We start from the raw sequence: 26,056 nt of genomic DNA, 5'->3' as shown, positions 1-26,056 counted from the left end.
CGCGCAGCGCCGCCCGATGCGCGATGGCACATCGTCACATCGTCACATCGTCACACCGGCGTGCGGCCCCCGCCGCACGTTCCAGACCCCTTCATTCATCCCAAAGGAACACCACCATGCAAGGTTCCCTGTTTAGTGTCCCTCGGCCGCCCATGGCGCTGTTGGCATCCCTGGCCGTTGCGGCGCTCGTGTCCTGCGGCGGAGGCTCGGGCGACACGTCGCCCCCGCCGCCGCCTCCTCCCCCGTCCACTCCCTTGGCAGTGCTTGCCGGCACGACCGATGGGCCGGGTATGCAGGATGGCCAGGGTACCGCAGCCAAGATCAGCACGGAAAGCGGCGGGATGGCACTGGCATCCAACGGCGATGTGCTGATCGCTGATCCAGGCAACCACACCATTCGCAGGCTTTCGCCCACCGGGCAACTCACCACCTTCGCGGGCGGCGGCCCCACCCGCAGCGATGCCAGCAGCCCGGGGCCACGGTATCTGGACGCCGCAGGCACCGCCGCACGCTTCAACGCGCCGCAGGCCGTGGCCGTGGACGCGGCGGGCAACACCTATGTGGCCGACACCGGCAACCACCTGGTGCGCAAGATCGATGCATCCGGCAACGTCACCACGCTGGCCGGCCAGGTGGGCGTATGTGGCAATGCCGACGGCATCGGCACGGCGGCCACGCTGTGTAGCCCCACCAGCATTGCCGTGGACAAAGATGGCAATGTCTATGTCTCTGAATGGGCACCTTTGACGCAGACCCTGCCTGCCGAGCCCACGGGCAACCCCATCCGCAAAATCACACCAGCCGGCGTGGTCAGCACCGTGGTGTTCAAGGTCAGCCAGATTCCGACGCCAGGACAAGGGCGCAACAACCCTGCGCGCTTCTACCCGGTGCAATTGGCGACCGACTCCGCCGGGGCCTTGTACGCCGCCGATCCCAACGACCATGTGGTGCGCAAATTTGCGCCCGGTGGACAGGCCACGCTGCTCTCAGGCACCGTGGCCCAGGGCAACGCTGGCCATGTGGACGGTTCGGCATCAGCGGCCAAGTTTGGCGAACTGCAAGCCATTGCCATAGACCGCTCCAACCGGATATTTGTGCTGGACAGGCACCTTGGCACGCCGCTGCGCGAGATCGCTGCCGATGGTTCCGTCACCACCGTGCGGCGCGCAGCGGACTGCGCCTTCGGCGCCGATGGCCTGCCGCCTGCCTTTTGCGCTGCCAAACGCCTCGCGGTGGATGCCCAAGGGCGCTTCCTCGTCACCGAAAGCAGCGCGTCCAGCAGTTTCCAAAGCTACGCACTGATCCACCGCTACCCCCGCGATGGCGCTGCCGACTTGAAAGTGGGAACGGCACCCAGCCCTGGCTGGGCCGATGGCAGCGGGAGCACAGCCCGGTTTGACGGCCCGGGGGCGCTGGCCATGGGCAAATCAGGCACCCTGTATGTGCGTGACCGTAACAACGCAGCTATTCGAACCATTCAGCCGGATGGCATGGTAGGCACCCTGGGCAGGGTTAAAAACCCGTGCTCGCAAATCACGGGGCCAATCAACGAAGTCGCCTTCTGCGGCCCTGAAGCACTCACCGTGGATGGTGCCGGAAACATCTACTCCTACTCTCTCAAGCGCATCCTGAAGGCCACGCCCGCAGGCAACGTCGAAGTTTTTTCGGACCTGTCCGCTCAGTTAAATGCCATCCCAGCATTTCTGGATCTTGGCATCACGGGCCTGGTCGCCGACGATGCGGGCACCTTGTACGCATCGTCGCTGCAAGGCGTGATCTTCAAGATCAACCCGACCGGTGCCGTCAGCCTGTTTGCAGGCAACCCCAACGCACGGGGGCATGCAGACGGCCCTGCCGGTTCGGCGCTGTTCTCGGGGCTGGGCAGCATGGCCCTGGACCCGGCAGGCAATCTGTATGTGGTGGATGGGCTCTACCACTTCATCACGGGCGTGGGCCCCACCATCCGCAAGATCACGCCTGCTGGCATGGTGAGCACCCTGGCGGGCCGCGCTAACGTGCCGCCCGGACTTGTGGACGGCCCGGTATCGCAGGCACAACTGACGGTGGAAAAGCTTGCTGCACTCTCCGACTCCCGGGCGCACCTGGCGGCCGATGCCAAGGGCAACGTCTATGTGAGTGACCCCATCCATCGCGTCGTGCGCAAGATTGGGGCAGATGGCCAGGTCAGCACGCTGGTGGGCCAACCCTGGGGCCAGGGATTTGCGGCGGGAGACCTGCCCGGCCTCATTGACGAACCCTGGGGCCTTGCCGTGCGCGACACCACGCTCTTCATCTCCACGTCCAACGCCGTGGCGGCCGTCAAACTGCCCTGACGAATGGGCTGGGCCCTTGACGCCCAGAGGCGCCAAGGGCCGCGTGGGCAATCCATCGCGAGCACTGCGGTGAAGCTGCCCACGCGACACCAGCGCGCAGTGGGGCTGGCGGTCACGGGCAAAGGTGCGGCAACCCCCGGCACGGGCCCACCTCGGCAGCCAGATCAGACATCATTTAGACAATTTTTCCAGATTTTGACAATTTATCCATTTTTAGATAAATTGTCGAAATGCCAGACAAGAAGTCCAATCGACTGCCCCCGCCCGCAGGCGCAGCCCAGCGTGCACCCACCACCCGCGCTCCGAAGCGCACTCCCGACCAGGCCGCACTGCTGAGCCAGATCGAACAGGTCGCCCAAGGCCTGGCCGCCACCTTTGCCCCGTTTTGCGAGGTGGTGGTGCATGACTTGCTGGACCCCAAGCATTCCATCCTCGCCATCCACAACAACCTGTCGGGCCGTGGCGTGGGCGACCCCACCACCGAGCTGGGCCTGGCGCGCATTGCCGACCCCGACTACCCGCAGGTCATTGCCAACTATGCCAACCAGTTTGCCGACGGCCGCCAGGCCAAGAGCACGTCTGTGGGCATCAAGGACACAGCGGGCAACTACATCGCAGCGCTGTGCCTCAACGTGGACCTCACCCTGTTTCGCAGCCTGCAAAGCGTGGTGGGCCAGTTCACGTCCATCGATGGAGACACCGGGCTCAGCGAGTCGCTGGACCCTGCGGGCGCCGATGCCATTCGCCAGCGCATCGACCAGTTTGCTGCGCGCCTGTCCACCGCACCGCGTGCGCTCAAGGCCGCAGAGCGGCGCGCCCTGCTGCGCGAGTTGAAGGACTCGGGATGCATGGAAGTGCGCCGCGCGATGGAAGTGGTGGCGCAGCATTTGGGCGTCTCGCGAGCCACGGTGTACGGCGATGCCAAGTAGTCGCCCTGCCCATCCTGGCACGCAGGCCAAGCTTCTGCTGCTGGACACCCACCAGATCAGCGGCCTGCTGCCCCGCACCCGGCTGTTCGTGGATGACGCCGCACAGTCCCGGTCTATTGGCGAAGCGCAATGGGAGCCCAACCAGCCCTGCACCGAACTGGGCGACCTCCACCCTCTTTTTCATCCCACCGGCCCCTTCCCATGACCACTGCCCCTCCTGCTCTCCCGACCTACGACGATGTGGTGGCCGCTGCCGGCCGCATAGCAGGCCATGCCCACCGCACGCCCGTGCTCACCTCGCGCACCATCAACGCCGAGTGGGGTGCACAGGTGTTCTTCAAGTGCGAGAACCTGCAGCGCATGGGTGCCTTCAAGTTCCGGGGTGCGTTCAACGCACTGGCCCAATTTGACGCGGCGCAGCGCAAGGCGGGCGTGGTCGCTTTCTCGTCCGGCAACCACGCACAGGGCATTGCGCTGGCCGCGCGCGAGCTGGGCATCCCTGCCACCATCGTGATGCCACAAGACGCGCCTGCCGCCAAGGTGGCCGCCACCCAAGGCTACGGCGCCAACGTGGTTTTCTACGACCGATACACGCAAGACCGCGAGCAGATCACGCGCGACCTGGCCGAACGCAATGGGCTGACCCTGATCCCGCCCTACGACCATGCCGACGTGCTGACCGGCCAGGGCACGGCGGCCAAGGAGCTGTTCGAGGAGGTGGGCCCGCTGGATGCCTTCTTCGTCTGCCTGGGTGGCGGAGGCCTGCTGTCGGGCTCGGCCCTGGCCACGCGGGCGCTGTCGCCCCACACCAAGCTGTATGGTGTGGAGCCTGCGGCAGGCAACGACGGCCAGCAGTCGTTTCGCAGCGGCGCCATCGTGCACATCGACACCCCGCAGACGATTGCCGACGGCGCGCAGACCCAGCACCTGGGCAACATCACCTTCCCCATCATCCGGCGCGATGTGGACGACATCCTGACCGTGACGGACGAACAGCTGGTGGACGGCATGCGGTTCTTTGCCGAACGCATGAAGCTCATCGTGGAACCCACTGGCTGCCTGGGTTTTGCAGCCGCGCGGGCCATGCGCGATGAACTCAAGGGCCAGCGGGTGGGCGTGCTCATCAGCGGCGGCAATGTGGACCTGGCTCGGTTCAGTGCGCTGGTGTCGGCGTAACCCGAGCCCGCCTTGCCGCCAGGACCTGCCCCTGCACACAAACAGCCCGCTCTCCGACACCGACACGCCTGCGGCCCTCATTGCGCTGCCGCGCATGCCGCGCAACATCGCCCGCATTCAGCAACCCATGAATGCACTGGGCGTGCGGTTTCGCGCGCACGCCAAAACCGCCAAATGCACCGCCGTGACGCGCGCCAGGCGACGGTGGGTGCGCAGTGCATCACGGTGTCCACACCCAGAGAATCCGGGCAGTTTTTTGCGGGCGGCGTGACCGACATCCTCCATGCGGTGGGCATGATGGTGCCGCACAAAACTGCCGCAGGTGCTGGCGGGGCCGCAGCGCGGTAGTACCGCCACGAGACAGAAGCCCCAAAGAACTTGGCCCGGACGGCGACGCTCAGGGCGACAGCGCGTGCTCCACCGCCAGCTTGGCTTCTTCCAGGCTGCTGAAAAACCGCGTGGCCTGGGGCAGGGCCTTCGGCAGATGGGAGGGTGCCGGCCACAAACGCTCATCCGTCCAGCCCGCTGTCCAACCGCCAATATCTTTGCGCTTGACGAAGCAGACGGCTTGCCCGCTCACTGTCGCTATCCAGGTGGTAGGTGGATCGTGGACCCACGTGACGTTTGCCATGGTGCCCTCCAACGGTTGCTGCAACACCAGTGTAGGAACGCTCATGTCCCGCGGGCACTGGGGGTTCCCCGACTGCGCCACAAAACCGTGCGCCCATGACACGCACACAAGCGCGGGAAAAGCTACAGCCTCTTCCCCAGCATCACCACCCGCCCCTTGCGATAGCCCAAGCCCTCATAGAACCCAAACGCCGGCGCCTCCTCCAAGGTCTGCAAGTTCATGCTCACGACTTCGTCGCGCCGCAACACATCCTCCAACGCGCGCATCAGCGCCGACCCAGCGCCTTGCCGCTGCATATGCCCGGCAACGCACATCTCCTTGACGTGAAACGTCCATCCGTTCACCCACCGCTCTTTCCATCCCAACACCATCGCGACCGGAGCCTCCTCGACCAGCAAGGCCATTCCACGCGCAGCCGGAAAGGCCATGAATGCCGCGAGCCGCTCCACCACGGCTGCACGCTCCCATCCATCGTTCCAGGGCGGCGCGTTGAAAACGCCCAGGTACAAGTCCGCACAGCAGACGATGTTCTCGGCGGTCAAGGCCACAGTGGCAAAGGGCTGGGTCATAGGGAACAAAGGCAAACTAAACACAGGGCGGCAAGCGTAGCGCACCACGCTTGCCGCCCCGTATGCGGCCATCGATCATCCCGACGAAAGGCTTGCGCCCTGCATGCTCACCGGGCGGCCGCAGCCCCCATCGCAAACTTCGCAGCCCGCACCACCGCATCTGCATCCACCCCAAAGAACGCCCGCAACGCAGCCCGCGTATCGCTGCGCCCGAACCCATCCGTCCCCAGCGTCAGGTACTTGCGCCCCTCGGGCACGAAGGCGCGCACCGTCTCGGGCACGGCGCGCACGTAGTCGGTCGCAGCGATCACCGGTCCGCTTGTGGCGGCCAGTTGCGCTGCAAGCCAGGGGGTACCCGGCTTATCTTCTCCTGCGATGGCGCGCTGCTCGCACGCCACGCCATCGCGTGCCAGTTCGCTCCAGCTGGTCACGCTGAGCACCGTCACCTCCACGCCCTCGGCGGCCAGAAGTTCGGCGGCCTTCACCACCTCGGTCAGGATGGCGCCTGAGCCCATCAGAGTGACGGATTGTGATGAAATCGTGCTCTCGCGCTTATCTGACAAGCGTGAGTAGCTCTTAAAAACATAGCATCCGCACAGCACACCTTCTGCCGCACCGGCGGGCAGGTCGGGCTGTGCGTAGTTCTCGTTCATCAGCGTGACGTAGTAGAAAACGTCGCGCTGCTCGGTCACCATCTCGCGCATGCCGGCGTCGATGATGACGGCCATCTCGCCCGCGTAGGCCGGGTCGTAGGCCTTGCAGTTGGGGATGGTCGCTGCCACCAGGTGGCTGCTGCCGTCCTGGTGCTGCAGGCCCTCGCCGCCCAGCGTGGTGCGGCCCGACGTGGCGCCCAGCAGAAAGCCGCGCGCACGCTGGTCCGCCGCAGCCCAGATGGCGTCGCCCACGCGCTGAAAGCCGAACATCGAGTAGTAAATGTAGAACGGCAGCATGGCCAGGCCGTGCACGCTGTAGCTGGTGGCCGCGGCCGTCCAGCTGGCGATGGCGCCGGCCTCGCTGATGCCTTCTTCCAGGATCTGGCCATCGAGCGCCTCGCGGTAGCTCAGCACCGAGCCGATGTCCTCGGGCGCATAGCGCTGGCCCACGCTGCTGTAGATGCCGACCTGCTTGAACAGGTTGGCCATGCCGAAGGTGCGCGCCTCGTCGGCCACGATGGGCACGATGCGCGGGCCCAGCGTGGCGTCCTTGAGCAAACTGCCCAGCATGCGCACGAAGGCCATGGTGGTGCTCATCTCCTTGCCGTCAGCCTGCAGCGCGAACTGCGCGTAGCCCTCGATGGCCGGCACGGGCAGTGCCTCGCACGCCGTCTCGCGCCGTGGCAGGTAGCCGCCCAGGTTCTGGCGGTGGCTGCGCAGGTAGCGCATCTCGGGGCTGTCCTCGGCGGGCTTGAAGAAGGCCAGGCTGGTGGCCTGCTCGTCGCTGAGCGGCAGGTTGAATCGGTTGCGGAACTCGATGAGGTCGGTCTCATCGAGCTTCTTCTGGCTGTGCGTGGTCATCTTGCCCTGGCCGGCCGTGCCCATGCCGTAGCCCTTCTTGGTGTGCGCCAGGATCACGGTGGGCTGCCCCTGGTGGCGTGCGGCCGCGGCGTACGCGGCGTGGATCTTCACCAGGTCGTGCCCGCCGCGCTTCAGGCGGTCGATCTGCTCGTCCGTCATGCCCTGGGCCAAGGCTGCGAGCTCGGGGTTCTGGCCGAAGAAGTTGTCGCGGTTGAAGCGGCCGTCCTTGGCGGCAAAGGTCTGCATCTGGCCGTCCACCGTGCCTTCGAGCGTGCGCACCAGCGCGCCGGTCAGGTCGCGGGCGAACAGGCCGTCCCAGTCGCTGCCCCAGACCAGCTTGACCACGTTCCAGCCCGCGCCGGCGAACAGGCGCTCCAGCTCGTCGATGATGCGGCCGTTGCCGCGCACCGGGCCGTCCAGGCGCTGCAGGTTGCAGTTGACCACCCACACCAGGTTATCCAGGCCCTCGCGCGCGGCCAGGGTCAGCGCGCTCATGCTCTCGGGCTCGTCCATCTCGCCGTCGCCGAACACACCCCAGACCTTGCGCGCCGAGCAGTCGAGCAGGTTGCGGTGCGTGAGGTAGCGCATGAAGCGCGCGTGGTAGATGCTGCTGATGGGACCGATCCCCATCGACCCCGTGGGGAACTGCCAGAAATCCGGCATCAGCCAGGGGTGCGGGTAGCTCGACAGGCCCTGCGCACCCGCGCCCGGCGCGGTGAGCTCCTGGCGGTAGTGCATCAGGTCCTGCTCGGACAGACGGCCTTCGAGGAACGCCCGCGCATACACGCCCGGCGCGCTGTGCGGCTGGAAGAACACCAGGTCGCCCCGGTGCTGCCCCTCGCCCACGCCTTCGCGGGCGCGGAAGAAGTGGTTGAAGCCGCTCTCGAACAGGTCGGCCGCGCTGGCGTAGCTGGCGATGTGGCCACCCAGTTCGCCATAGGCCTGGTTGGCGCGCACCACCATGGCCAGCGCGTTCCAGCGCACGATGGAGGCCACGCGCTCTTCGATGGCCAGGTCGCCCGGAAACACGGGCTGGTCCTGCGCGGCCACGGTGTTCACATACGGCGTGTTCAGGTCCGGCTGCCAGCCGATGCGCTGTGCGCGCGCCAGGCGCACCAGTTCTTGCAGCATGTGCCGCGCCCGCTCGGGGCCTTCGGTGGCGACCAGCGCCAGGAAGGCATCGCGCCACTCGGCGGTTTCTTCGGGGTCGGCGTCCGGGGTGGCGCCGGGGGCTTGCTGCAGCAGGGCGTGGGGGGTGAGGGCGTTCATGATGACCACTGTAGCGAGGCTTCGCCCAAATGAGTTGCCGTTCTGGCTTCCGTCCATCGCCACCATGGCATTTTGTGCCGCAAAACCCATAAACTGCAGCACATGAAACTGGACACCCTCGATGTGCGCATTCTGGCCGAGCTGCAGGCTGACGGATCTTTGTCCAACGTGGAGCTGGCGCGGCGCGTGCACCTCTCGCCCTCGCCGTGCCTAGCGCGCGTGAAGGCGCTGGAGGCTGCGGGCGTCATCAGCCGCTATGTGGCGCTGGCCAACGCTGCGGCGCTGGGCCTGGGGCTCAATGTGTTCATCAGCATCAGCCTCAAGACGCAAAGCAAGGAAGCCCTGGCCGACTTCGAGCGTCGCATTGCCGAGCACGACGAGGTGATGGAGTGCTACCTGATGAGCGGCGACAGCGACTATTTGATCCGCGTGGCGCTGGCCGACATCGGTGCGCTGGAGCGTTTCATCCTGGAGCAGCTTGCGCCCATTCCTGGCGTGGAGAAGATCCGGTCGAGTTTTGCCCTCAAGCAGGTGCGCTACAAGACAGCGCTGCCGCTGCCCCGGGCATAGCGTTCAGGCTCCAGCGCCCTCTTCAACCGTCACCCCACACGTGCGGTGCTGGGAGGCTGGCCGATGATCCTTTTGTAGGCGCGGCTGAACGAGGCTTCGGACTCGTACCCCAGCCGGTTGGCCGCCACGGCCACGCGCATGCCGTCGCGTCCAATCCAGCGGCGGGCCTGTGACATCTTGACCTTGGCCACGTAGCGCGCCGGGCTCTCGCCCATGGTGCGCGTGAACGATTCGGAAAAGCTCGAGCGCGAGGCGCCCATCAGGTCGGCCAGCAGCGGCACGTTCCAGTCGCGCTCGGGCTCGGCGTGGATGGCGGCGATCACCTTGCCGATGCGCGGGCAGCGCACGGCGGCGATCCAGCCGGTGGGGCTGTTGCAGCTGCATTCCACCCAGGCGCGGATGATGCTGGCCGCCAGCGCATCGGCCAGGCGCGCCAGGATGGCGCAGGCGCCCATGCGGTCCTGCTCCACCTCGCGCTCCATGGCGTCGAGCAGCACCGGTACGGTGGTGTCGCGCCGCGCCAGGTCGCCGGCCATCATCACCTCGGGCATCATGGCCATCAGCGGGTGCAGCGGATCCAGGTTGAAGCGCAGCGCGCCGCAGAACATCACGTCGGGCGCCTGCGGCGGGGGCGGCGCCACGGCGGCGCCCAGGTATGCATTGTTGGCATCGCGCCCGTCCACCAGGTAGATGTTCTCGGACACGGCCTTGCGCGCCAGCGAGTCGATGTCCACCGGCGGCACGTCGGGCGAGCTGGCCAGCACGTGGAAGCTGCCGTGCGGCAGCAGCACCGCGTCGCCCGGGTTCAGGCGCTGCCAGTCGGTACCCGGCGTGCGCAGCCAGGCGCCGCCATGGCCCACGAAGTGAAAGCGCGCCGAGCGCTGCGCCGGGAAGGCAATGGCCCAGGGCGGGTGCAGCACGCAGCGGCCATACTCCACGCCATCCAGGCGCAGGCCGAGCAGGATCTGCGTCAGCAGGTCCGGCGGCTCGGCAAATGGCTCTTGAGCCACTTGGTCGAAGGGTCTGGATAAAAAGTCAAGCATTTCGGCTTTTAGGGCATGGAAACGCCGCCATCTTATCCCTACGATGGCTTTCCATCCATCCCAAGGCCTTTCCCGTGCCCTCCTCTCCCTCCTGCTCCGCCTGCCTTGATGCACCCACCGGTGCCGTCGTTGCCGAGGCCACGCCCGCCCCGCACTCCACCCCCGAGCCCACCGAGGCACGCTGGGCCGCCGTGGCTTCCATGGCCCTGGGGGTGTTCGGCCTGGTCACGGCCGAGTTCCTGCCCGCCAGCCTGCTCACCGCCATGGCCAGCGACCTGCGCGTGAGCGATGGCGCCGCCGGCCAGGCCGTCACCGTGACGGCGCTGGTGGCCGCCGTAGCCGCCCCTTCGCTGCCGCTGCTCACGCGCCGCATCGACCGGCGGCTGGTGATGATCGCCTTCACGCTGCTGCTGGTGCTGTCCAACCTGATGTCGGCCCTGGCCGGCAGCATGGTCACGCTGCTGGCCGCGCGGGTGCTGCTGGGCGTGGCGCTGGGCGGGTTCTGGTCCATGTCGGCGGCGCTGGCCATGCGGCTGGTGCCAGCCTCGCTGTTTGCGCGGGCCATGTCCTTCATTCTCACCGGGGTGTCTGTGGCCACCGTCTGCGCAGCGCCCATCGGGGCCTGGATGGGCAACCTGTGGGGCTGGCGCAGCGCCTTCATCGCGGCCGGCGGCATCAGCCTGATCACGCTGGCCGTGCAACTGGTGGCCCTGCCCGCCCTGCCCCCGCGCGACAACCCCAACCTCAAGGTGCTGGGCGAGCTGCTGCGCCGCCCGCCCGTGCGCGTGGCGCTGTTGGCGGTGCTGCTGGTGATCTCGGGCCACTTCGCCGGCTTTACCTACATCCGCCCGCTGATGGAGCAGGTCACGCATCTGTCGGTGGCCACCATCACGGCGGTGCTGCTGGGCTATGGCGTGGGCGGGTTCTTCGGCAACTTCGTGGGCGGCTGGATCGCCGGGCGCAGCGAGCGCCAGGCCATCGTGGCCGGTGGTGCCGTCATCGCCGTGCTGGCCGCCACCCTGTTGGTGGCCGGGCAGTCGGCCGCCATCACCGCCGTGGCCGTCACGCTGTGGGGCTTTGCGTTTGGCGCCTTCCCCGTGGGCTTCCAGACCTGGATCGTGCGTGCCGCGCCCGACCAGGCCGAGGGCGCAGGCGGGCTGCTGGTAGCAGCGTTTCAGATCGCCATTGCCAGCGGCGCCATCTTCGGCGGGCTGATGGTGGACCACGTGGGCGCCCTGGGCGGGCCGGCGTTTGCCCTGGCGGCGCTGACGCTGGGCACCTTGCTGACCCTGCGGCACGGGCCACGCCCAGCATCCGCGTGATCGGCCCACCAAAACCCAGGCAGCGGGACCAACGCCCTCACTGCCCAGGTTTGCGTGAAATCTGGCTGGTTGCCACGCGCTTGCGCAGATCACGGATCAACGCCTTGGCCCGCGCTTCGTTGGCAGGCCCCATGCGCACCAGGATCTTCTGCCCGCTGGAGAGCGATTCGAGCGCGGGGTCCACAAACTCATACCGCACCCAGGGGCGAAGATTGGGCACGTCGGTGTTGACGGGCGTGAGCTTCACGCGCAGCGGGCCCTGGGGTTCTGGCGCCAGCAGCAGGTGGTCCAGCACGGCCACCAGTCGGTCGTTGAAGTAGCGCTTGGGGTAGCCCAGCTCTTCATACGCCTGCTGGAACAGTGGGTACAGCCGCGCATACAAAGCCACGGCGGGCTCCAATGGCACAGCCTCGGCAAAGGTCAAAAAAGCGCTGTAACGGGCTGAATTGCTGGCGGCCATCGTGGTGGGGGCATCGCCCTCGCCATTCACCACGAACCGCTGCGGCATGGGCTGCACCGGCCACATGCGCGACGGGGCCTGGGCGCGGCCCAGGTTGTCCACGGTGGCCACCACGCGGCGGACAAAACCATCGGTCAACAAAAACGCAGTGAGCTTGTCGCGGCCCAGCAGCTCGGCCAGCAGCTCTGTCACCCGCTTGTCGGATGCAGCCAGCGCGGGCAACGCGGCATCTGCCGGGGCCAGTGCATCGACAGGGTTCTGGGGCCCCGAGGCTTCGGGCATGGGTGGCGGGGCCAAGGGCACTTGAGGGGCCACCACGACGGGAGGCGGCGCAGGGGGTTGCTGCCCCGGTCGCAGCCAGAACCACCAGGCAGCCCCGGCGGCCACCGCGCAAGCCAGCACGGCGGCAAAAACCCAGGGGGTGGAGGACGTGCGCTCTGGCACGGGGCGGAACTCGGCAGTCTCTTGATCGGGCATCGGGTCTCCTTTCAGCAAGAACAACCCTTGTCCGAGCGGCTGCGGTGCCAGGCGTTCCATGCAATCCCGCTTGGGGATGTGCTGGATTGGAAACCTGCGTGATACCGCCCAGGTAACGCGATGTAGACCGCGCGCCGAAACCCACGCTTAAAACGCCGTGGGCGTCGTCGACAGCGACTCCAGCCACGCCACCGTGGCCGCCAGTTCAGACGGCCGGATCTCGTGCGCGCTGGGGAACTCGTGGTATGCCACCGTGACCGGCAGCGGCGCCATGTGGTGCGCAATGGCCTGCGCGTGCGCCAGCGGGATCACGTTGTCGTGCGTGCCGTGGCTCAGCCACAGCTGCTTGCCGCGCAGCGCGTCCGCAGGCGCGGTGAGCGGCACCACCTGCTGCAGCAGGCGGCTGTGCCACACCAGCGCGGCCTGCATCAGTGCGGGCCGGGTCAGCAGGAGCGACAACGCCATGATGCCGCCCTGGCTGAAGCCGCCCACCACCACGCGCTCGGGCGGAATGCCCAGCTGCTCGGTGGCAGATTCGACCGCCTGGGCCACCAGGGCGCGGCTTTGCGCTTCCTGCTCTTCATTGATGGTGCGTTCGCCTCCCGGCTCGATGGAGAAGTCAAACCACGCATGCGCGCCTGGCCCCATGCGAAACGGCGCGCGCAGGCTCAGCACATGAAAACGCTCGGGGATCTGCGGCGCCAGGCTGAACAGGTCCTGCTCGTTGCTGCCCACGCCGTGCATCAGCACCAGCAGCCAGGGGCGGGGGGTGGTGGAAGCAGCGGGGCGCTGCAAAAATGTGAGCGGTAGATTGAGCATAGACAAGCGCCAGCGGCAGTTTTAGCTAGAAATTTTACTTAACCCACCCGTCCTGCGACGGGCTCCAGGGCAAAAGCATCCATCGACAGCATGCTGTACATCACCTCGCGGCTCAAGTAGTTTGCGTACAGGTCGTCGCCCGCCGCGCCCAGCGCGAAGAAAATGGGCAAGAAATGGTCTTCGGTCGGGTGCGCGCGGCTGGCATGCGGCGCCTGGCTGCGGTAGTTGAGCAACGCGGCCATGTCGCCACGCGCCAGCGCATCCTCAATCCAGCGGCTGAACTCCAGCACATAGGGTGCGGGCTCGCGCTCGCCGCCAAAAAACTCGGCCAGGTTGTGCGTCATGCTGCCCGAGCCCACCACCAGCACGCCCTGGCTGCGCAGGCTGCGCAAGGCGGCGCCCAGCGCGTAGACCTCCGCCGGGCCTGCCCCCACGGGCAGCGCCACCTGCACCACGGGCACATCGGCCTGTGGGAACAAATGCATCAGCGGCACCCAGGCGCCATGGTCAAAGGGGCGCGCGGCATCGCCTTGTGCGGCCACACCCGCGGCCTGCAGCAGGCCCAGCACCTCTTGCGCCAATGTGGGCGAGCCAGGGGCTGGGTATTGCAACTGGTACAGCGCCGGGGGAAAGCCGCCAAAGTCGTGCCAGGTGGCAGGCTGCGGCCCCGTCATGACCTGTGGAGAGCGCGCCATCCAGTGCGGCGACATGATGACCACGCCGCGTAGACCGGGGTATTGCGCGCGCAGGCCTTCACCCCACTGCGTGAGCGCCGGGCCGGTGGTGCCGGCATCGATGGCGAACAGCGGCGCGCCGTGCGAAACAAACAGCGCGGGAACAACAGCAGGGGCAGAGGTAGGGGCTTGGGCAGAGGCAGACATGGCAATTCCATCCGTGAATGCAATGAATGTAGGACCGATGCCCTCCGATACCAAGCCCTGCGAGCCGGACAGATTGTTCTACGGGTGATGCCAATGCACCCTTGACGAGGGCCGTGCAGATGCCCGCTGCACCGCCTCCCCCGTTCAAGACCCGTCGCGCACCCGGCCCCGCAGCGCCTTGGTCTCGCTGCGCTGGGTCTTGCCCGCAAGCCGCCGTTGCTTGGAGCCATAGGTGGGCTTGGTGGCACGCCGCACGCGGGGCGGCACGGCGACGGTGTTGACCAGCGCATTCAGGCGCTCCAGCGCATCGGTGCGGTTCTGGTCCTGGCTGCGGTACTGCTGGGCCTTGATGACCACCACTCCCTCTTGCGTGATGCGGGTGTCGCGCAGGGCCAGCAGGCGCTCCTTCACGTCCTCGGGCAGCGACGATGCGGCCACGTCAAAACGCAGGTGCACCGCGCTAGATACCTTGTTGACGTTCTGCCCGCCCGCACCCTGGGCGCGCATGGCGGTGATTTCTACCTCGTCCTCAGACACCTGCAGGGGCAATGGGGAGGCCATATATCTATTGATCTATTTGTCCCCTTGCCTGCGCGGCGTCAGGCCGCAGGCTGCTGGGCCAGCAATTGCGCCAAGCCGTCAATCGCCAAGCCGTAGCCCAGCACGCCAAAGCCGCACATCACCGCCTTGGCGGCTGCCGCCATGTAGGAATGGTGGCGGAACGCCTCGCGCGCATGCACGTTGCTGATATGCAACTCAATCAGCGTGATGCCCGTGCCCTTGGTGGCATCGTGCAATGCAATGCTGGTGTGGGTGTAGGCCCCAGCATTGATCACTACGCCTGCCAGCTCCCCCGCCGCGTGCAGGCGGCCGGCCTCGTGAATCCAGTCCACCAGTGCGCCTTCGTGGTTGCTTTGGTGAAAGCGCAGCGCAAAACCATGGCGCTCGCAGGCGTCTGCGCACAGCTTTTCAACATCGGCCAACGTCGCTGCCCCATACACGGCGGGCTCGCGGGTGCCCAGCAGGTTCAGGTTGGGGCCATTCAAGACAAAAACGGTTTTCTTCTTCACAGACATGCAGCACTCCGAGGGCGTTGCGCCTGCCACGCTGGCAGGCCAGAGTGCGGGATTATGCGGCGCCCCGTGCGCAACCCGAAAAGCGCGCACCCAAAGAAAAACGGCCCCGAAGGGCCGCTGTAAAAGGCAGCCTGTGCAAAGACGCTGCCTGTGAGCGACTGGCGCCCAAGAGGTTGGTTACAAATGATCAACAGACTGGCCCGCGGGCCAGCCGCTGATCAGCGGTCCCAATGGCGGTTGTGGCCATGGCCGCGATGGCCGTGGTCATGATGGCGATGGTGGCGGTAGCCGCGATCACCGTAATAAACCACCGGAGGGGGGGCGTAGTACGCTGGGGCGGGCGCGTAATACACAGGCCGGGGTGGTGCGTAGTACACGGGTGGTGGAGGCGCGTAATAGGTGGGGGCGGGTGCGTAGTAGCCATTGCTGGCCCCCACCACCACACCAGGCACGCCAATGCCCACCGACCAATTTACGTCGCGGGCTTGGGCTGCGCCCGTGCCGGCCAGCAATGCCAGCGCCACACCAGCCGAAGCAGCCAAGGCATAGATAGAACGGGTTTTCGTCATGGAAATCTCCTGTTTGAGCGAGGGCAGCCAGCCAAATGGACTCACCTCACCGGTACATAACGCACCAAGTAGGCAAAAGGATGGCACAAAATCGTCTTTACGTTGTGTCTGGACGTATACGCGCCCGTTTCTATGCGTAAACCATCACGAAACCGGCGCCTAAAATGGCCCAATGAGCACCCAAAACCCCGCCAACACAGCCGCCAACACCCCCGGCGCTGCCCCTTCGGCAGCCCCAGAAGCTGCCAAGCCCAGCAATTTTCTGCGCCAGATCATCGAAAGTGACCTGGAAAAAGGCACCTACACCACCCGCCGCTGGGCCGGCGCCCCCGGCGACGCCGCCCACCATGCCCAGGGCGAGCCTGACCCTGCCAAGATCCGCACCCGTTTCCCGCCCGAGCCCAATGGCTACCTGCACATCGGCCATGCCAAGAGCATCTGCATCAACTTCGGCCTGGCGCGCGACTACGGCGGCGTGTGCCACCTGCGCTTTGACGACACCAACCCCGAAAAAGAAGACACCGAATACGTCAACAGCATCATCGACGCGGTGAAATGGCTGGGTTATGACTGGAACGGCAGCCCCGATGCAGCCCCCTACCAGGCCAGCGACTACTTCGGCTTCATGTACCGCGCCGCCGAAGCGCTGATCGAAGCCGGCCACGCCTATGTGGACGAACAAACCGTAGAACAAATGCGCGCCAACCGGGGCGACTTTGGCAAGCCTGGCGTGGACAGCCCCTTCCGCACCCGCACTCCGGCCGAAAACCTGGCCCGCTTTCGTGAAATGCGCGACGGCCAGCACGAAGACGGATCGATGGTGCTGCGCGCCAAGATCGACATGGCCAGCCCCAACATCAACATGCGCGACCCGGCCATCTACCGCATCCGCCGCGCAACACACCACAACACGGGCGATACCTGGTGCATCTACCCGATGTACACCTACGCGCACCCCATCGAAGACGCGCTGGAGCAGATCACCCACAGCCTGTGCACGCTCGAATTTGAAGACCAGCGCCCCTTCTACGACTGGCTGCTGGAGCGCTTGACCGAAGGTGGCCTGCTGGCCAGCCCGCCCCCCCGCCAGTACGAATTTGCACGCCTGAACCTCACCTACGTCATCACCAGCAAACGCAAGCTGGCCCAGCTGGTGTATGACCATAAAGTGAGCGGCTGGGACGACCCCCGCATGCCAACCATCGTCGGCCTGCGCCGCCGCGGCTACACGCCCGAATCGCTGCAGGTGTTTGCCGACCGCATCGGCGTGACCAAGAGCGACAGCTGGATCGACTACAGCACCCTGGAAGGCTGCCTGCGCGAAGATCTGGAGCTCAAGGCCTACCGTGGCATGGCCGTGCTCAACCCCGTCAAGCTGGTGCTCACCAACTGGGACGACGTCATGGGTGCCGGCCACCTGGAGCCCTGCACCCTGCCCGCCCTGCCCCACCCACCGGAAGGCGTCGAATCGCCCACCCGCCACTTCACCATTGGCAAAGAGGTGTGGATCGAGCGCGAAGACTTTGAAGAAGTGCCCCCCAAGGGCTACAAGCGTTTGTTCCCCGGCAACAAGGTGCGCCTGAAGGGCGGCTACGTCATCGAATGCACCGGCTGCACCAAGGATGCCAACGGCACCATCACCGCAGTGCTGGCCACCGTGGTGCCCGACACCAAGAGCGGCACCCCCGGCGCCGACAGCGTGAAGGTGAAAGCCGCCATCACCTGGGTCGGCGTGGCCGACGGCGTGAACGCCGAAGTGCGCATGTACGACCGCCTGTTCCTGGAAGCCCAGCCCGATGCGGGTGGCAAGGACTTCATTGAAAGCCTGAACCCGAACAGCCTGAAGGTGGTGACTGCCATCGTGGAGCCGTCACTGGCCAATGCGAAGCGGGACGATAAGTTTCAGTTTGAGCGGCACGGGTACTTTGTGGCGGACCGGGTGGATCACCGGGCAGAGAAACCAGTGTTTAACTTGGCGGTGGGGTTGAAGGATTCGTGGGGGAAGTGATTACCTCCTGATTGAAAAGAAGGCCAGCAGATTTCTATATTTGCTGGCCGTTTTCTTTTGGACTGATGACAGCTTTCGACAGCGGATTCAAGCGGTCGGTCACAGTGCAATATGGATCTGTCATTTGCTGTCGCCCAGTGAAAGCCCCCGCCCTCCGGGTGAGGTTTGCCCGTGTCAGCACTTCGCATCTCAAGGGGCACCAGACCCCCAGTGGCTTGGTTTGAAAACACGGTATGCGACTATGGGTGGAATGGCGAATGCTGCTGCTTTGTAAGCTGCAGCTTGAAATGCGAGGAAAACAATATGCTGCTAACCGATATCGCCGTCGAGCACACCCTGGTGTCCAAAAAAAACGGAGTTCGTCAGACTTTCTTACTACATCCGTTCACCGATACACAGCGAGACTCACTTGGTAAATTCGAGATCGTTCGTGACGTCAGCCAGCCAGGATTCAAAGACGTTAAACGCTCAACCTTCGTGACGTTTCAACAATTGGCAGAGTTGTATGCGAAAGGTGCGCTCGAAGAATTCGGGTTTTCCGTTCGCATGTGTCCAGGTCAGGGCACGTACCCTGCCAAGAATCCAGCAAAAAAGATATTGCCAACCAGCATCAGGCCGGGCTCACCGTTCGATCTGGCTGTTCAAAAGGTTGATATTGCAAAACCTGCTACTCGCGAATTGAGAACAGCCTTGCTTCGCACCAACGTCACACTCTAAGGGTGGTGACGCTGATAGATATGGGAGTCCCTGTGAATTCATCCGTTGCCCATGCTGAACTCATCGCCATTTTGAAGCGGGCGCAGGCAGATGCCGCTCACAAGCTCGGATTGATCAAAGCTGCTGCGAACAAGGGTACCAAGGCAGCCCAAGCCGCTACGGAAACGGCTGCAAATGCCGTAAAACGCAGGGACTCGTATGCAAAAAGGCTGGGCACCCTGGGGTGAGCCTCAAGGATTGAGAGCGGCCCAGCCTGCGGCCCGGCATCAGCCAGTAGCCACCGCCTACACTTGGCCGCAAGAGACAGATAGGCGCTAGAGGCCAGTTGCATGATTCATGCTAACCGCCCCTTGGTCTCCCATGGGGTGCAGCGCTGAGCTTGGTATCGGCCGGCAAAGCATCCACAACACGCTACACGCCGTACATGGGGCGAGCTACCGCGCAGCAAGCGCTAAGCCATTTGCAATACAAACACCGCCATGCTCCCTACCCCACCCCTGCCACCCACATTCACCCCCACCTTCGCCCATGTGCCGCCCGGCCCGGTGGCAGGGCCGTTGCAGCTGGCGCCCGTCAACGCTGGCGTGGTGTCAGTCCACACTGCCGGTGGCGCGCATGTGGGCTCGCTCAAGCTGGTCGGCGGGGTGTGGAAGTTCAAGGCCATGGGCTACGACGCCGCAGGCCGCATGGAGCCGGGCCATGGGCCGCTGACGGAACAGCACAACATGGCGTTCGCGGCGCTGGATGAGGCCGAGGTCAGCGCCCGGTTGCTGGGTGCTTTGGGAAGCGCTGGGTAACGTGCGCTAAGAAAGCACCAAAAATACGAAGCCGTGCCGCTGGGGGCCACAACCCTCAGCGCTGCGCGTCGGCCAGCAAAAACTCCACCGCCGCACACACCGCCGCCACCTGCGCCTCAATGCACTGCTCGGGCGTGGCGCGGGGGCTGTCCGGGTAGACCTCGGTCGTGGTGGTGTAGCGGGCGCCGCTGATGCCCGCGCACAGGCCCATCTGCTTCATCGCGTATCGGATGACACCCGGCGCCACGACGGGCGAGCCAATGATCTCGTTCTTCTCATCCGCAGGCGCGATGTGCGTCACGCGGCTGACGGTGTCGATGATGGCCTGCTGGAAGGCGGGCTGGGGGTTGTCGGTGTCGTCCACCAGGTAGAAGCCGTCGGGAATGCTGCCGGGCTCGAACACCTTGCCGTCGCGCGCGGCGACGGCGGGGCGGTATTCGGATTCGTCGGTGTCGGTGGTTTCGTGCAGGTCGATGTGGGCGGAAAATTGGCCGTGCAGCGGTGCCAGCAGGCGCATGAGGGCGGCGGACTCCTGCGCGGGCGAGCTGTCGCGGAACGACCGGTTGGGGTCGATGGCATCAAAGTTCCAGCGCTGAAACCGCTCGTACGCCCAGGGGCTGACGCAGGGCACTACCAGCAGGTTGGCCCGGCCTGCAAAGCGCTCGGCCTGTGTGTCCACAAACCGCAGCGCGCCATGCACGCCGCTGGTCTCGTAGCCGTGCACTCCCCCGGTCACCAGCACGGTGGGCAGGCCGGACTGCCAATCGCGGCTGCGCAGAGCCCGCAGGGGAAAGCGCTCTGCCGGGTGCTGGGCGTCGGCATAAATCACGTCGCCATACATCTCCACATCAAACCGGCCCCGCAGCGCCTCGATGGCCGTGAGCACGTCGTCGGCGTAGCTGCGCTGGCGCACTTGGCGTGCGCGCCACTGGTCGCGTTCTGCAGCGCCCCAGGGTTGGCCGGGCGTGCCGATGGGATAAGTGTGGGTGGGTTGCATGGGTGCGTGGGATGGAGTGGCTGGTGAATGGTAGAACCAATGGCAGACGGAGCCGACTGTACGGACAACGTCAAAAGGCTTGTCGCAGGGCGTTCATAGAATACCGCGATGCCCTTCCCTTTGATTCGGCCCTTGCGGCTGGCAACCTCGTCGCTGCTTTTACTGCTCTGCGCACTGGCCCACGCGCAGTCCGCCTCACAACCCGCTGCTGCCAACACCCCGGTCACCCGCCCAGCGGGCAGTGCCCCTGTGGATGGAACAGCACCCACACCGGGAGGCGCCGCAGCCGCCGCCGCGCCCACAGCGGCCGACGCGGCCCTGCTCTCGCGCGATGCCCGGCGCATTTACGAGCTGTCGCGCGACAAGCTGGTGCAGATCCGCACGCTGCTGCGCAATGCAGACACCCAGGCGTCGATTGGCTCGGGATTTTTTGTCTCTGCCGATGGCCTGATCGTCACCAACTTCCATGTGGCGAGCCAGCTGGCGCTGGAGCCCGAGCGTTACCGGGGCGTGTACGTGACGATGGAAGGGCTGGAGGGCGAGGTCGAGCTGCTGGCGTTTGACGTGCAGCGCGACCTGGCCGTGCTGCGCGCCAAGGGCCGCACGGCCGCAGCGCCGGTGCTGAGCTTTCGGCCTGCCCCCGAAGCCCTGGCACAGGGCGAGCGCATCTACTCGCTGGGCAACCCGCTGGACATTGGTTTTGCCGTGACCGAAGGCACCTACAACGGGCTGGTGAAGCGCAGCTTTTACCCACGCATCTTTTTTGGCGGCACGCTCAACCCCGGCATGAGTGGCGGCCCGGCGGTGGACGATGCAGGACGGGTGCTGGGTGTCAACGTGGCCAAGCGGCTGGATGGTGAACAGGTGAGCTTTTTGATCCCTGCCGAGTTCGCGCAGGCGCTGGTGCAGCGCGCCGCCAATGCAGAGCCCATCACCCAACCCGCGTACGGCGAGATGACCAAGCAGTTGATGGGGCATCAGCAGCTGCTGACGGACCGCTTTTTGAAAGCGCCGTTTCGGGAGCAGCGCCACGGCAACTACCGCGTGCCGGTGCCCGACGATACGCTCGCAAGGTGCTGGGGCTCGGGGCGCGACCCGGGCTTTCCGGGCCTGAACCTGGAGCGCACGCAGTGCCAGGCCGACAGCGATGTGGTGGCCGGTGATTTCAACACCGGCGCGGTGCGCCTGGCCTACGAGGCCTACAACGCCCCCACGCTGGGCGCCGTGCGGTTTGCCCGGGTGTTTTCGCAAAGCTTTGCCAACGAGCAGTTGCCAAAACGCGGCAACCGCCACCAGACGGCGGCCGAGTGCAGTGAACGCTATGTAGACCCCGGCAGCCTGCCACTGCGGGCGGTGGTCTGCCTGTCGGCCTACCGCAAGCTACCCGGCCTGTACAACATGACCATCCTGGCCGCTTCGGTCAACCAGCCCACACAAGGCGTGCTGGGCCGCCTGGACGTGCAAGGCATCGCTTTCGACAACGGCATGAAGCTGGCCCACCACTACCTGCAGGCGTTTCGCTGGGAGGCCGCACCATGATGCCGACCCTCGGACTGATAGAAGCCTTTGACCGCCATGGCGCGCTGCTGGCACGCGCACCCATCACGCGCTGGCCCGTGACGGTGGGCCGGGGGCTCGACTGCGACCTGGTGCTGGACGACCCGTTTGTGGCGCCCACCCACCTGCGCATCGACCGCGCGGCAGACGGCCCCCGCACGGTGCAGGTGGAGGTGCTGGAGACCCGCAACGGCGCGCGCCTGCAGCGCAAGCACCATGGCAAAGGCGAACGCTTCGACTGGCCGGACGGCACACCGATCGACCTGGGCCGCACCCACATTGCGCTGCGCCTGGCCGACACGCCCATTGCCGACGAACAGGCCCTGCCGCAGTTTCCATGGCGCACGGTGGCCGCCACGGCCGCTCTGGTGGCCCTGGTGATGGCTGTGGCGCTGGGGTCGTCATGGCTGGAGGCACGCGACGCGTCCAAGTACCTCAAGTCGCTGCCCGGCGTGCTGCTAAGCCTGCTGTTGTTCCTGGGCGTCTGGTCGGGCATGTGGGCGGTGGCCAACAAGGTGTTTGCCGGGCACTTGCAGTTCTGGCGCCATGTGCGCATTGCCTGCACGATGTACTTGGTGGCCGATGCGGTGCAGCTGGTGAGCCACTTTGCCGCTTTCACCTTCTCTTGGGAGACGCTGGCGCACCTGGCCTACCTGCTGATGGTTCTGGTGCTGGCCGGGGGGCTGTATGCCCACTTGGCGGCCGTGCTGCCGCGCCGCCGTGTGGGCCTGGCCTGGACGGTGGTGGCCGTGGTGGCGTTGGGCGTGCCGGCCTGGCTGGGTGCGCAGTGGCTCAACCGCATGCGCCTGTCGGACGCGCTGTACATGAGCAGCCTGTTCCCGCCCAGCCTGCGCGTGGCCCCTGCTGTGCCGGTGGAGCAGTTTCTGCAAGAAACCGAGTCGCTGCGCGGCAAACTCGACCGCCGCCTGCGCGACGACGGACATGCGGACGATGACGAATAAATGGATCAATAGCACCGTGCAGAACGATCCGCTGCCGCCCCGCCTACCAGCGTCTACCTGACTCGCCCATGCGCCGCCGCAAGCTCCATCACCACGTCTACGTGGTCGAACTCTCCAAAGACGTGCTGCTGGAGCCGCGCTTTCGCCGGTGCAACCCGGGCTACATCGAGGGCAAGCCCTGCGTGTACGTGGGCATGACGGGCCTGGACCCGGACGTGCGGTTTGACAAGCACAAGGCGGGCATTCAGGCCAACCGGTTCGTGACGCAATACGGCCTGCGCCTGCTGCCCGACCTGTATGAAGGCTTCAACCCGATGAGCTACGAGGACGCGGTGGACCGGGAGATCGAGATTGGCATCGACCTGCGGTCGGCGGGGTTTGGGGTGTGGCAGGCCTGAGCCCGATGTTTTCGCGCTCCAGTGGACGAACTTCCTTCTTCTTCGAATCGGGTGCACTCTACTTTTGATAGCTGCCAGCGCTTATCTATCAAGCGCTGGTGGCCAATTTCATTCAAATTCGTCGGCCCTGGGCTTCGCGGGCGGCGTCCGGCAGTGCCCTTCCGCAGCCAGCACAGAAGGCCACACACCGCCAGCCTCAGTGCACACGCCCCCGCACAAACTGCAGCGTGGTATGGGCCACGCGTTCCCCCAGGTGCCGCGCCGTGGCCAGGTCTGCCTCCGGCGGCACCACATCGGCGCCCTGGTCGGTGTTCGACTGCGCCGCGGCGCCCAGCCAGAAGCCGAGGCGGTTCAGGTCTTCTTCCGACCCAGCGGACGAGCAGTTGCCCGGGGGCAGTGCCAGGTTCACCCAGTGCATGCCGTGCTGCGCGGCAAACAGGGCCATCTGCATCAGGGTGGAAAGCTTGTCCCCCGAGCGCGAGCCAGAGTTGGTGAAGCCTGCGGCGATCTTGTCCTTCCAGCCGAGGCCCTTGGCCATAACCACGTTGGACGTCGCTTCCTGGAAGGCCTTGAACTGCGCCGAGGCGCTGGCGACATAGGTGGGCGCGCCGAAGATGATGGCGTCGGCAGATGCCAGGTCATTCCATCGTGAAGGCGCTTCCTCCACCGTCATCAGGAGGGGCTCGGTGCCCTCGACCTGAGCCACGCCTTCTTTCACGGCCTGGGCCTGCCGCGCCGTGTGGCCGTAGCCGCTGTGAAAGACGATGGCGATGCGCACACCGTGGGTGCGGGTGGTTTGGGGAGTGGGCGTGGTCATGTTCATGCTTGAGCTCATAGGTTGAGAAACTGTGGGTGAGGGGATGGGGATGTTGGGTGGGCTTTAGTGGCCGTGCACCACCTGCTCCAGGCGCTCCAGAATGCGCGGCCACAGGCCGCCCATGCGCTCGAAGCTGATGCCGTCGTTGGGCCGGAAGCCCGCCTGCTCCATGCGCAGCAGCGTGCCGCCGCCGTGCTCCTGCAAGGTCCAGGTGATGTGGGTGATAAGCCCGTTGGCCGACTCGGTGCCGTTGCCCCAGCGGTAGGCAAGCTGGCTGGGCTCCTCCACCAGGGTCACCTCGCAATGCGTCACGCCCGACCAGCCGGGCAGCGGCTGTGCGCGCACCGTGAAGCGGTGCCCCACCTCGGCCACGAAGTCGTTCTGCATGAGCCATTCCTCCATCAGCCAGGACTGCGTGAGCGCGCGCCAGACCTTCTCGCGCGGGTGGGGTATCTGCCGCTCGAACACCAGGGACCGGGTGCCTGGCGCAGCGTGGGCGGTGGCGTGGGATAGGGTTGCGTCAGCCATGGCGCACCGCCTGCAAGGTGAACGCGACGGCAGGCGCAGGGCTGGAAGGGTGGTGGCGGTTCTGCATGGTGTTTTCGGTGGCGTGGAGTTGCGCAGTCATTGGTCCATGCGTCCGAGCAGGTTCTCAAGGTCATCCAGGCGCTGGTTCCAGAAGCCGGCATAGACGCTCATCCAGTCCACCAGGGGCGCCAATCCTTCGCGCCGCACCTGGTAGTAGGTCTCGCGCCCCGCTCGACGGTCTTCCACCAGCCCCGCGCGTTTGAGCACGGCCAGGTGCTTGGACACCGCAGGTTGCGAAATGTGGGAATGCCCCGTCAGCACATTCACGGTCTGCTGCCCCTCCCGGGACAGCTGCTGGAAGATGGAGCGGCGCGTGGGGTCCGACAACGCCGCGAAGGTCAGGTCTTCAGGGGATTTCACAGGATATAACTCATTGGTTATGGATGAAGAATGATAACCAAATGGCTATGAATTGGTCAACCCTCCACAAAAAGATGCAGGCGCGCTGCGCGGAACACTCCATGGTTTGTGCGACGCACCGGGGCGGCACGACAATGCAGGCCCACACGACCCATCCATCCGCTGCGGGCCGGGGAATCCGCCCGTGGCACCCACCCTTTGTCCTTGCCCATGAATTTCGCAGACCGCCTCAAGCAACTCCCCACCGCCAGCCACCTCGCCGCACTGCACCTGCTGGGCGCGGGCGATCAGGTGCTGGCCACCATCGAGAACAAGCCCGGCCAGACGGGCTCGCTGGTGGTGTACGCCGCGCTGGCGGCGTTGTATGGCGGCCGCATCACGCCTGCGGCCGCCACCCTGGGACTGGAGTGGTATGCCGAGCACGTGGCCGATGCGCAGGCGTTCCCAGGCAAGCACCCCAACATCGACCGGCTGCTGGCCTGGGCACGGGGCAGCGAGAGCTTCGGGGTCCACACGGTTTCAGCCTGAGACAAAAAAATCCGCTGTGCCAGCGGCAGGCTGTCGAAAATGCGCGGGCCCGTTCGTCGTAGGGGTGTGAACACGTTGAATGAGCGATATCGTTTGGCGGTTCACGCTTTCACCCCCCCTGATTTCCCCCCAAGGAGACCTCGCATGACCACCCACACCACCACCGGCACAGTGACCCTGCATCGCGTGCTGCGCGCCCCGGCCGAGCGCATCTACCGCGCCTTTCTGGACGCCGACGCCATGTGCAAATGGTTGCCACCGCACGGTTTTACCGGCCGCGTGCTGAGCCTGGATGCGCGCGTCGGCGGCACTTACCGCATGCAGTTCACCAACCTGAGCAGCGGCGGCACGCACGCGTTTGGCGGCGAATATGTGGAACTGGTGCCCGGCGAGCGCATCGTGCACACCGACCGGTTTGACGACCCCAACCTGCCGGGCGAGATGCGCACCACCATCCAGCTGAAAAAGGTGATCGTGGGCACCGAGGTGTCCATCGTGCAAGCGGGCATTCCAGCGGTGATTCCCACCGAGATGTGCTACCTGGGCTGGCAGGAGTCACTGCAGTTGCTGGCACTGCTGGTGGAGCCAGAGATTCCTGGGGAATAAGCCGTCTCACGCCAGGTAGCGAGCGCTGCCCAACGGCAAGGCGGGCGGGCACCACCACAGGTATTGCATTGCGCCGCCCGCCT

Annotated in this window: 29 protein-coding genes and 1 pseudogene; 16 read left to right on the top strand and 14 right to left on the bottom strand. The window is 65.8% G+C overall.

What is annotated here, in order from left to right:
• Positions 1 to 116: 116 nt before the first annotated feature.
• From ASE39_RS20930 to ASE39_RS27205, 5 genes and pseudogenes are all read left to right on the top strand, one after another.
• Complete coding sequence (locus ASE39_RS20930) at positions 117 to 2,333, top strand: hypothetical protein (protein WP_140426849.1); 2,217 nt, start codon at positions 117 to 119, stop codon at positions 2,331 to 2,333.
• Between the two features lie 230 nt (positions 2,334 to 2,563).
• Complete coding sequence (locus tag ASE39_RS20925; protein ID WP_010460400.1) at positions 2,564 to 3,262, top strand: PAS domain-containing protein; 699 nt, start codon at positions 2,564 to 2,566, stop codon at positions 3,260 to 3,262.
• The gene (locus tag ASE39_RS27355) at positions 3,252 to 3,467 is read left to right on the top strand and encodes a hypothetical protein (RefSeq protein ID WP_057272400.1); all 216 of its coding nucleotides are present in this window, start codon (positions 3,252 to 3,254) and stop codon (positions 3,465 to 3,467) included. The genes ASE39_RS20925 and ASE39_RS27355 overlap by 11 nt, the downstream gene beginning before the upstream one ends.
• On the top strand, positions 3,464 to 4,438 hold the full coding sequence (locus ASE39_RS20915) for a threo-3-hydroxy-L-aspartate ammonia-lyase (RefSeq protein WP_057272399.1): 975 nt from the start codon (positions 3,464 to 3,466) through the stop codon (positions 4,436 to 4,438). The genes ASE39_RS27355 and ASE39_RS20915 overlap by 4 nt, the downstream gene beginning before the upstream one ends.
• 94 nt (positions 4,439 to 4,532) lie before the next feature.
• Positions 4,533 to 4,738: pseudogene (locus ASE39_RS27205) on the top strand (DSD1 family PLP-dependent enzyme); the annotation flags it as partial.
• 97 nt (positions 4,739 to 4,835) lie between these two features.
• On the opposite strand, the gene ASE39_RS20910 reads toward ASE39_RS27205, so the two are convergent.
• From ASE39_RS20910 to mdeB, 3 genes are all read right to left on the bottom strand, one after another.
• Positions 4,836 to 5,069 (bottom strand): hypothetical protein, encoded by a 234-nt coding sequence (locus ASE39_RS20910; RefSeq protein WP_057272534.1) that lies wholly within the window; start codon positions 5,067 to 5,069, stop codon positions 4,836 to 4,838.
• Between the two features lie 122 nt (positions 5,070 to 5,191).
• A complete protein-coding gene (locus ASE39_RS20905; protein WP_057272398.1) occupies positions 5,192 to 5,638 on the bottom strand; it encodes a GNAT family N-acetyltransferase in 447 nt (148 codons plus the stop codon).
• 107 nt (positions 5,639 to 5,745) lie between these two features.
• Positions 5,746 to 8,421 (bottom strand): alpha-ketoglutarate dehydrogenase, encoded by a 2,676-nt coding sequence (gene mdeB / locus ASE39_RS20900; protein ID WP_057272533.1) that lies wholly within the window; start codon positions 8,419 to 8,421, stop codon positions 5,746 to 5,748.
• Between the two features lie 102 nt (positions 8,422 to 8,523).
• Between mdeB and ASE39_RS20895 the strand changes: the two genes are divergently transcribed.
• Positions 8,524 to 8,991, top strand: coding sequence for an Lrp/AsnC family transcriptional regulator (locus tag ASE39_RS20895; RefSeq protein ID WP_057272397.1), 468 nt, complete (start codon positions 8,524 to 8,526; stop codon positions 8,989 to 8,991).
• A gap of 29 nt (positions 8,992 to 9,020) precedes the next feature.
• Here ASE39_RS20895 and ASE39_RS20890 read toward each other — a convergent pair whose 3' ends face one another.
• A complete protein-coding gene (locus tag ASE39_RS20890) occupies positions 9,021 to 10,034 on the bottom strand; it encodes an AraC family transcriptional regulator (protein WP_057272396.1) in 1,014 nt (337 codons plus the stop codon).
• Positions 10,035 to 10,108: 74 nt separating this feature from the next.
• Between ASE39_RS20890 and ASE39_RS20885 the strand changes: the two genes are divergently transcribed.
• Positions 10,109 to 11,356, top strand: a complete 1,248-nt coding sequence (locus tag ASE39_RS20885; protein WP_057272395.1) for an MFS transporter — start codon at positions 10,109 to 10,111, stop codon at positions 11,354 to 11,356.
• A 37-nt stretch (positions 11,357 to 11,393) separates the two neighbouring features.
• Here ASE39_RS20885 and ASE39_RS20880 read toward each other — a convergent pair whose 3' ends face one another.
• The 6 genes from ASE39_RS20880 to ASE39_RS20855 all read right to left on the bottom strand — a co-directional run bounded on the left by ASE39_RS20880 (position 11,394) and on the right by ASE39_RS20855 (position 15,638).
• Positions 11,394 to 12,293, bottom strand: coding sequence for a DUF3014 domain-containing protein (locus ASE39_RS20880; protein ID WP_057272394.1), 900 nt, complete (start codon positions 12,291 to 12,293; stop codon positions 11,394 to 11,396).
• A 147-nt stretch (positions 12,294 to 12,440) separates the two neighbouring features.
• Positions 12,441 to 13,112, bottom strand: coding sequence for a dienelactone hydrolase family protein (locus ASE39_RS20875; protein WP_010460380.1), 672 nt, complete (start codon positions 13,110 to 13,112; stop codon positions 12,441 to 12,443).
• Positions 13,113 to 13,150: 38 nt separating this feature from the next.
• Entirely contained in the window at positions 13,151 to 13,993 is an 843-nt protein-coding gene (locus tag ASE39_RS20870; RefSeq protein ID WP_057272393.1) for a class III extradiol ring-cleavage dioxygenase, read from the bottom strand.
• A gap of 144 nt (positions 13,994 to 14,137) precedes the next feature.
• On the bottom strand, positions 14,138 to 14,554 hold the full coding sequence (gene arfB, locus ASE39_RS20865; protein WP_057272392.1) for an alternative ribosome rescue aminoacyl-tRNA hydrolase ArfB: 417 nt from the start codon (positions 14,552 to 14,554) through the stop codon (positions 14,138 to 14,140).
• 38 nt (positions 14,555 to 14,592) lie between these two features.
• Positions 14,593 to 15,069 (bottom strand): type II 3-dehydroquinate dehydratase, encoded by a 477-nt coding sequence (gene aroQ / locus ASE39_RS20860; RefSeq protein WP_010460374.1) that lies wholly within the window; start codon positions 15,067 to 15,069, stop codon positions 14,593 to 14,595.
• A 218-nt stretch (positions 15,070 to 15,287) separates the two neighbouring features.
• Positions 15,288 to 15,638: a hypothetical protein gene (locus ASE39_RS20855; RefSeq protein ID WP_057272532.1), complete on the bottom strand. Its 351-nt coding sequence runs from the start codon at positions 15,636 to 15,638 to the stop codon at positions 15,288 to 15,290.
• Positions 15,639 to 15,810: 172 nt separating this feature from the next.
• On the opposite strand from ASE39_RS20855, the gene ASE39_RS20850 reads away from it, so the two are divergent.
• The 4 genes from ASE39_RS20850 (at position 15,811) to ASE39_RS20845 (ending at position 19,160) form a co-directional block, all read left to right on the top strand.
• On the top strand, positions 15,811 to 17,646 hold the full coding sequence (locus ASE39_RS20850) for a glutamine--tRNA ligase/YqeY domain fusion protein (RefSeq protein ID WP_010460368.1): 1,836 nt from the start codon (positions 15,811 to 15,813) through the stop codon (positions 17,644 to 17,646).
• A 303-nt stretch (positions 17,647 to 17,949) separates the two neighbouring features.
• Positions 17,950 to 18,363 (top strand): hypothetical protein, encoded by a 414-nt coding sequence (locus ASE39_RS26115; protein WP_081474575.1) that lies wholly within the window; start codon positions 17,950 to 17,952, stop codon positions 18,361 to 18,363.
• A gap of 32 nt (positions 18,364 to 18,395) precedes the next feature.
• Complete coding sequence (locus ASE39_RS26110) at positions 18,396 to 18,590, top strand: hypothetical protein (protein WP_082615542.1); 195 nt, start codon at positions 18,396 to 18,398, stop codon at positions 18,588 to 18,590.
• Positions 18,591 to 18,842: 252 nt separating this feature from the next.
• Positions 18,843 to 19,160, top strand: a complete 318-nt coding sequence (locus tag ASE39_RS20845) for a hypothetical protein (protein ID WP_082606721.1) — start codon at positions 18,843 to 18,845, stop codon at positions 19,158 to 19,160.
• A gap of 55 nt (positions 19,161 to 19,215) precedes the next feature.
• Here the strand turns inward: ASE39_RS20845 and ASE39_RS20840 are convergent, their stop codons facing one another.
• The gene (locus ASE39_RS20840; protein ID WP_057272391.1) at positions 19,216 to 20,157 is read right to left on the bottom strand and encodes a M14 family metallocarboxypeptidase; all 942 of its coding nucleotides are present in this window, start codon (positions 20,155 to 20,157) and stop codon (positions 19,216 to 19,218) included.
• A 108-nt stretch (positions 20,158 to 20,265) separates the two neighbouring features.
• Between ASE39_RS20840 and ASE39_RS20835 the strand changes: the two genes are divergently transcribed.
• The 3 genes from ASE39_RS20835 to ASE39_RS20825 all read left to right on the top strand — a co-directional run bounded on the left by ASE39_RS20835 (position 20,266) and on the right by ASE39_RS20825 (position 23,074).
• Positions 20,266 to 21,696, top strand: a complete 1,431-nt coding sequence (locus ASE39_RS20835) for a serine protease (protein WP_057272390.1) — start codon at positions 20,266 to 20,268, stop codon at positions 21,694 to 21,696.
• On the top strand, positions 21,693 to 22,676 hold the full coding sequence (locus ASE39_RS20830) for an FHA domain-containing protein (protein WP_057272389.1): 984 nt from the start codon (positions 21,693 to 21,695) through the stop codon (positions 22,674 to 22,676). Before ASE39_RS20835 ends, ASE39_RS20830 begins: the two co-directional genes overlap by 4 nt.
• 68 nt (positions 22,677 to 22,744) lie before the next feature.
• On the top strand, positions 22,745 to 23,074 hold the full coding sequence (locus ASE39_RS20825; protein WP_010460358.1) for a hypothetical protein: 330 nt from the start codon (positions 22,745 to 22,747) through the stop codon (positions 23,072 to 23,074).
• Between the two features lie 196 nt (positions 23,075 to 23,270).
• On the opposite strand, the gene ASE39_RS20820 is transcribed toward ASE39_RS20825, so the two are convergent.
• From ASE39_RS20820 to ASE39_RS20810, 3 genes are all read right to left on the bottom strand, one after another.
• Complete coding sequence (locus ASE39_RS20820; protein ID WP_057223106.1) at positions 23,271 to 23,897, bottom strand: flavodoxin family protein; 627 nt, start codon at positions 23,895 to 23,897, stop codon at positions 23,271 to 23,273.
• Positions 23,898 to 23,954: 57 nt separating this feature from the next.
• The gene (locus ASE39_RS20815; RefSeq protein WP_057272388.1) at positions 23,955 to 24,419 is read right to left on the bottom strand and encodes an SRPBCC domain-containing protein; all 465 of its coding nucleotides are present in this window, start codon (positions 24,417 to 24,419) and stop codon (positions 23,955 to 23,957) included.
• 96 nt (positions 24,420 to 24,515) lie between these two features.
• A complete protein-coding gene (locus tag ASE39_RS20810) occupies positions 24,516 to 24,839 on the bottom strand; it encodes a metalloregulator ArsR/SmtB family transcription factor (protein WP_057272387.1) in 324 nt (107 codons plus the stop codon).
• 210 nt (positions 24,840 to 25,049) lie between these two features.
• On the opposite strand from ASE39_RS20810, the gene ASE39_RS20805 reads away from it, so the two are divergent.
• Entirely contained in the window at positions 25,050 to 25,367 is a 318-nt protein-coding gene (locus ASE39_RS20805) for a DUF2322 family protein (protein WP_057272386.1), read from the top strand.
• 144 nt (positions 25,368 to 25,511) lie between these two features.
• On the top strand, positions 25,512 to 25,973 hold the full coding sequence (locus tag ASE39_RS20800; protein WP_010460346.1) for an SRPBCC family protein: 462 nt from the start codon (positions 25,512 to 25,514) through the stop codon (positions 25,971 to 25,973).
• The last annotated feature ends 83 nt before the right edge of the window (positions 25,974 to 26,056 follow it).

The organism is Acidovorax sp. Root267 (genome assembly GCF_001429215.1).
In the GTDB taxonomy this organism is placed as follows: Bacteria; Pseudomonadota; Gammaproteobacteria; order Burkholderiales; family Burkholderiaceae_C; genus Acidovorax; species Acidovorax radicis.
Note: the sequence above shows the minus strand (reverse complement) of the source record. Positions and strands in the feature narration are given on the sequence as shown.

Coding starts and splice junctions, on each gene's coding strand:
- ASE39_RS20800 (WP_010460346.1), top strand. CDS start 25,512: ATGACCACCCACACCACCACCGGCACAGTGACCCTGCATCGCGTGCTG.
- ASE39_RS20890 (WP_057272396.1), bottom strand. CDS start 10,034: ATGCTTGACTTTTTATCCAGACCCTTCGACCAAGTGGCTCAAGAGCCA.
- ASE39_RS20825 (WP_010460358.1), top strand. CDS start 22,745: ATGCGCCGCCGCAAGCTCCATCACCACGTCTACGTGGTCGAACTCTCC.
- ASE39_RS20870 (WP_057272393.1), bottom strand. CDS start 13,993: ATGTCTGCCTCTGCCCAAGCCCCTACCTCTGCCCCTGCTGTTGTTCCC.
- ASE39_RS20830 (WP_057272389.1), top strand. CDS start 21,693: ATGATGCCGACCCTCGGACTGATAGAAGCCTTTGACCGCCATGGCGCG.
- aroQ (WP_010460374.1), bottom strand. CDS start 15,069: ATGTCTGTGAAGAAGAAAACCGTTTTTGTCTTGAATGGCCCCAACCTG.
- ASE39_RS20855 (WP_057272532.1), bottom strand. CDS start 15,638: ATGACGAAAACCCGTTCTATCTATGCCTTGGCTGCTTCGGCTGGTGTG.
- arfB (WP_057272392.1), bottom strand. CDS start 14,554: ATGGCCTCCCCATTGCCCCTGCAGGTGTCTGAGGACGAGGTAGAAATC.
- ASE39_RS20835 (WP_057272390.1), top strand. CDS start 20,266: ATGCCCTTCCCTTTGATTCGGCCCTTGCGGCTGGCAACCTCGTCGCTG.
- ASE39_RS20805 (WP_057272386.1), top strand. CDS start 25,050: ATGAATTTCGCAGACCGCCTCAAGCAACTCCCCACCGCCAGCCACCTC.
- ASE39_RS20880 (WP_057272394.1), bottom strand. CDS start 12,293: ATGCCCGATCAAGAGACTGCCGAGTTCCGCCCCGTGCCAGAGCGCACG.
- ASE39_RS20815 (WP_057272388.1), bottom strand. CDS start 24,419: ATGGCTGACGCAACCCTATCCCACGCCACCGCCCACGCTGCGCCAGGC.
- ASE39_RS20905 (WP_057272398.1), bottom strand. CDS start 5,638: ATGACCCAGCCCTTTGCCACTGTGGCCTTGACCGCCGAGAACATCGTC.
- ASE39_RS20840 (WP_057272391.1), bottom strand. CDS start 20,157: ATGCAACCCACCCACACTTATCCCATCGGCACGCCCGGCCAACCCTGG.
- ASE39_RS27355 (WP_057272400.1), top strand. CDS start 3,252: ATGCCAAGTAGTCGCCCTGCCCATCCTGGCACGCAGGCCAAGCTTCTG.
- ASE39_RS20820 (WP_057223106.1), bottom strand. CDS start 23,897: ATGAACATGACCACGCCCACTCCCCAAACCACCCGCACCCACGGTGTG.
- ASE39_RS20895 (WP_057272397.1), top strand. CDS start 8,524: ATGAAACTGGACACCCTCGATGTGCGCATTCTGGCCGAGCTGCAGGCT.
- ASE39_RS20850 (WP_010460368.1), top strand. CDS start 15,811: ATGAGCACCCAAAACCCCGCCAACACAGCCGCCAACACCCCCGGCGCT.
- ASE39_RS26115 (WP_081474575.1), top strand. CDS start 17,950: ATGCTGCTAACCGATATCGCCGTCGAGCACACCCTGGTGTCCAAAAAA.
- ASE39_RS20875 (WP_010460380.1), bottom strand. CDS start 13,112: ATGCTCAATCTACCGCTCACATTTTTGCAGCGCCCCGCTGCTTCCACC.
- ASE39_RS20845 (WP_082606721.1), top strand. CDS start 18,843: ATGCTCCCTACCCCACCCCTGCCACCCACATTCACCCCCACCTTCGCC.
- ASE39_RS20910 (WP_057272534.1), bottom strand. CDS start 5,069: ATGGCAAACGTCACGTGGGTCCACGATCCACCTACCACCTGGATAGCG.
- ASE39_RS20925 (WP_010460400.1), top strand. CDS start 2,564: ATGCCAGACAAGAAGTCCAATCGACTGCCCCCGCCCGCAGGCGCAGCC.
- ASE39_RS20915 (WP_057272399.1), top strand. CDS start 3,464: ATGACCACTGCCCCTCCTGCTCTCCCGACCTACGACGATGTGGTGGCC.
- mdeB (WP_057272533.1), bottom strand. CDS start 8,421: ATGAACGCCCTCACCCCCCACGCCCTGCTGCAGCAAGCCCCCGGCGCC.
- ASE39_RS20930 (WP_140426849.1), top strand. CDS start 117: ATGCAAGGTTCCCTGTTTAGTGTCCCTCGGCCGCCCATGGCGCTGTTG.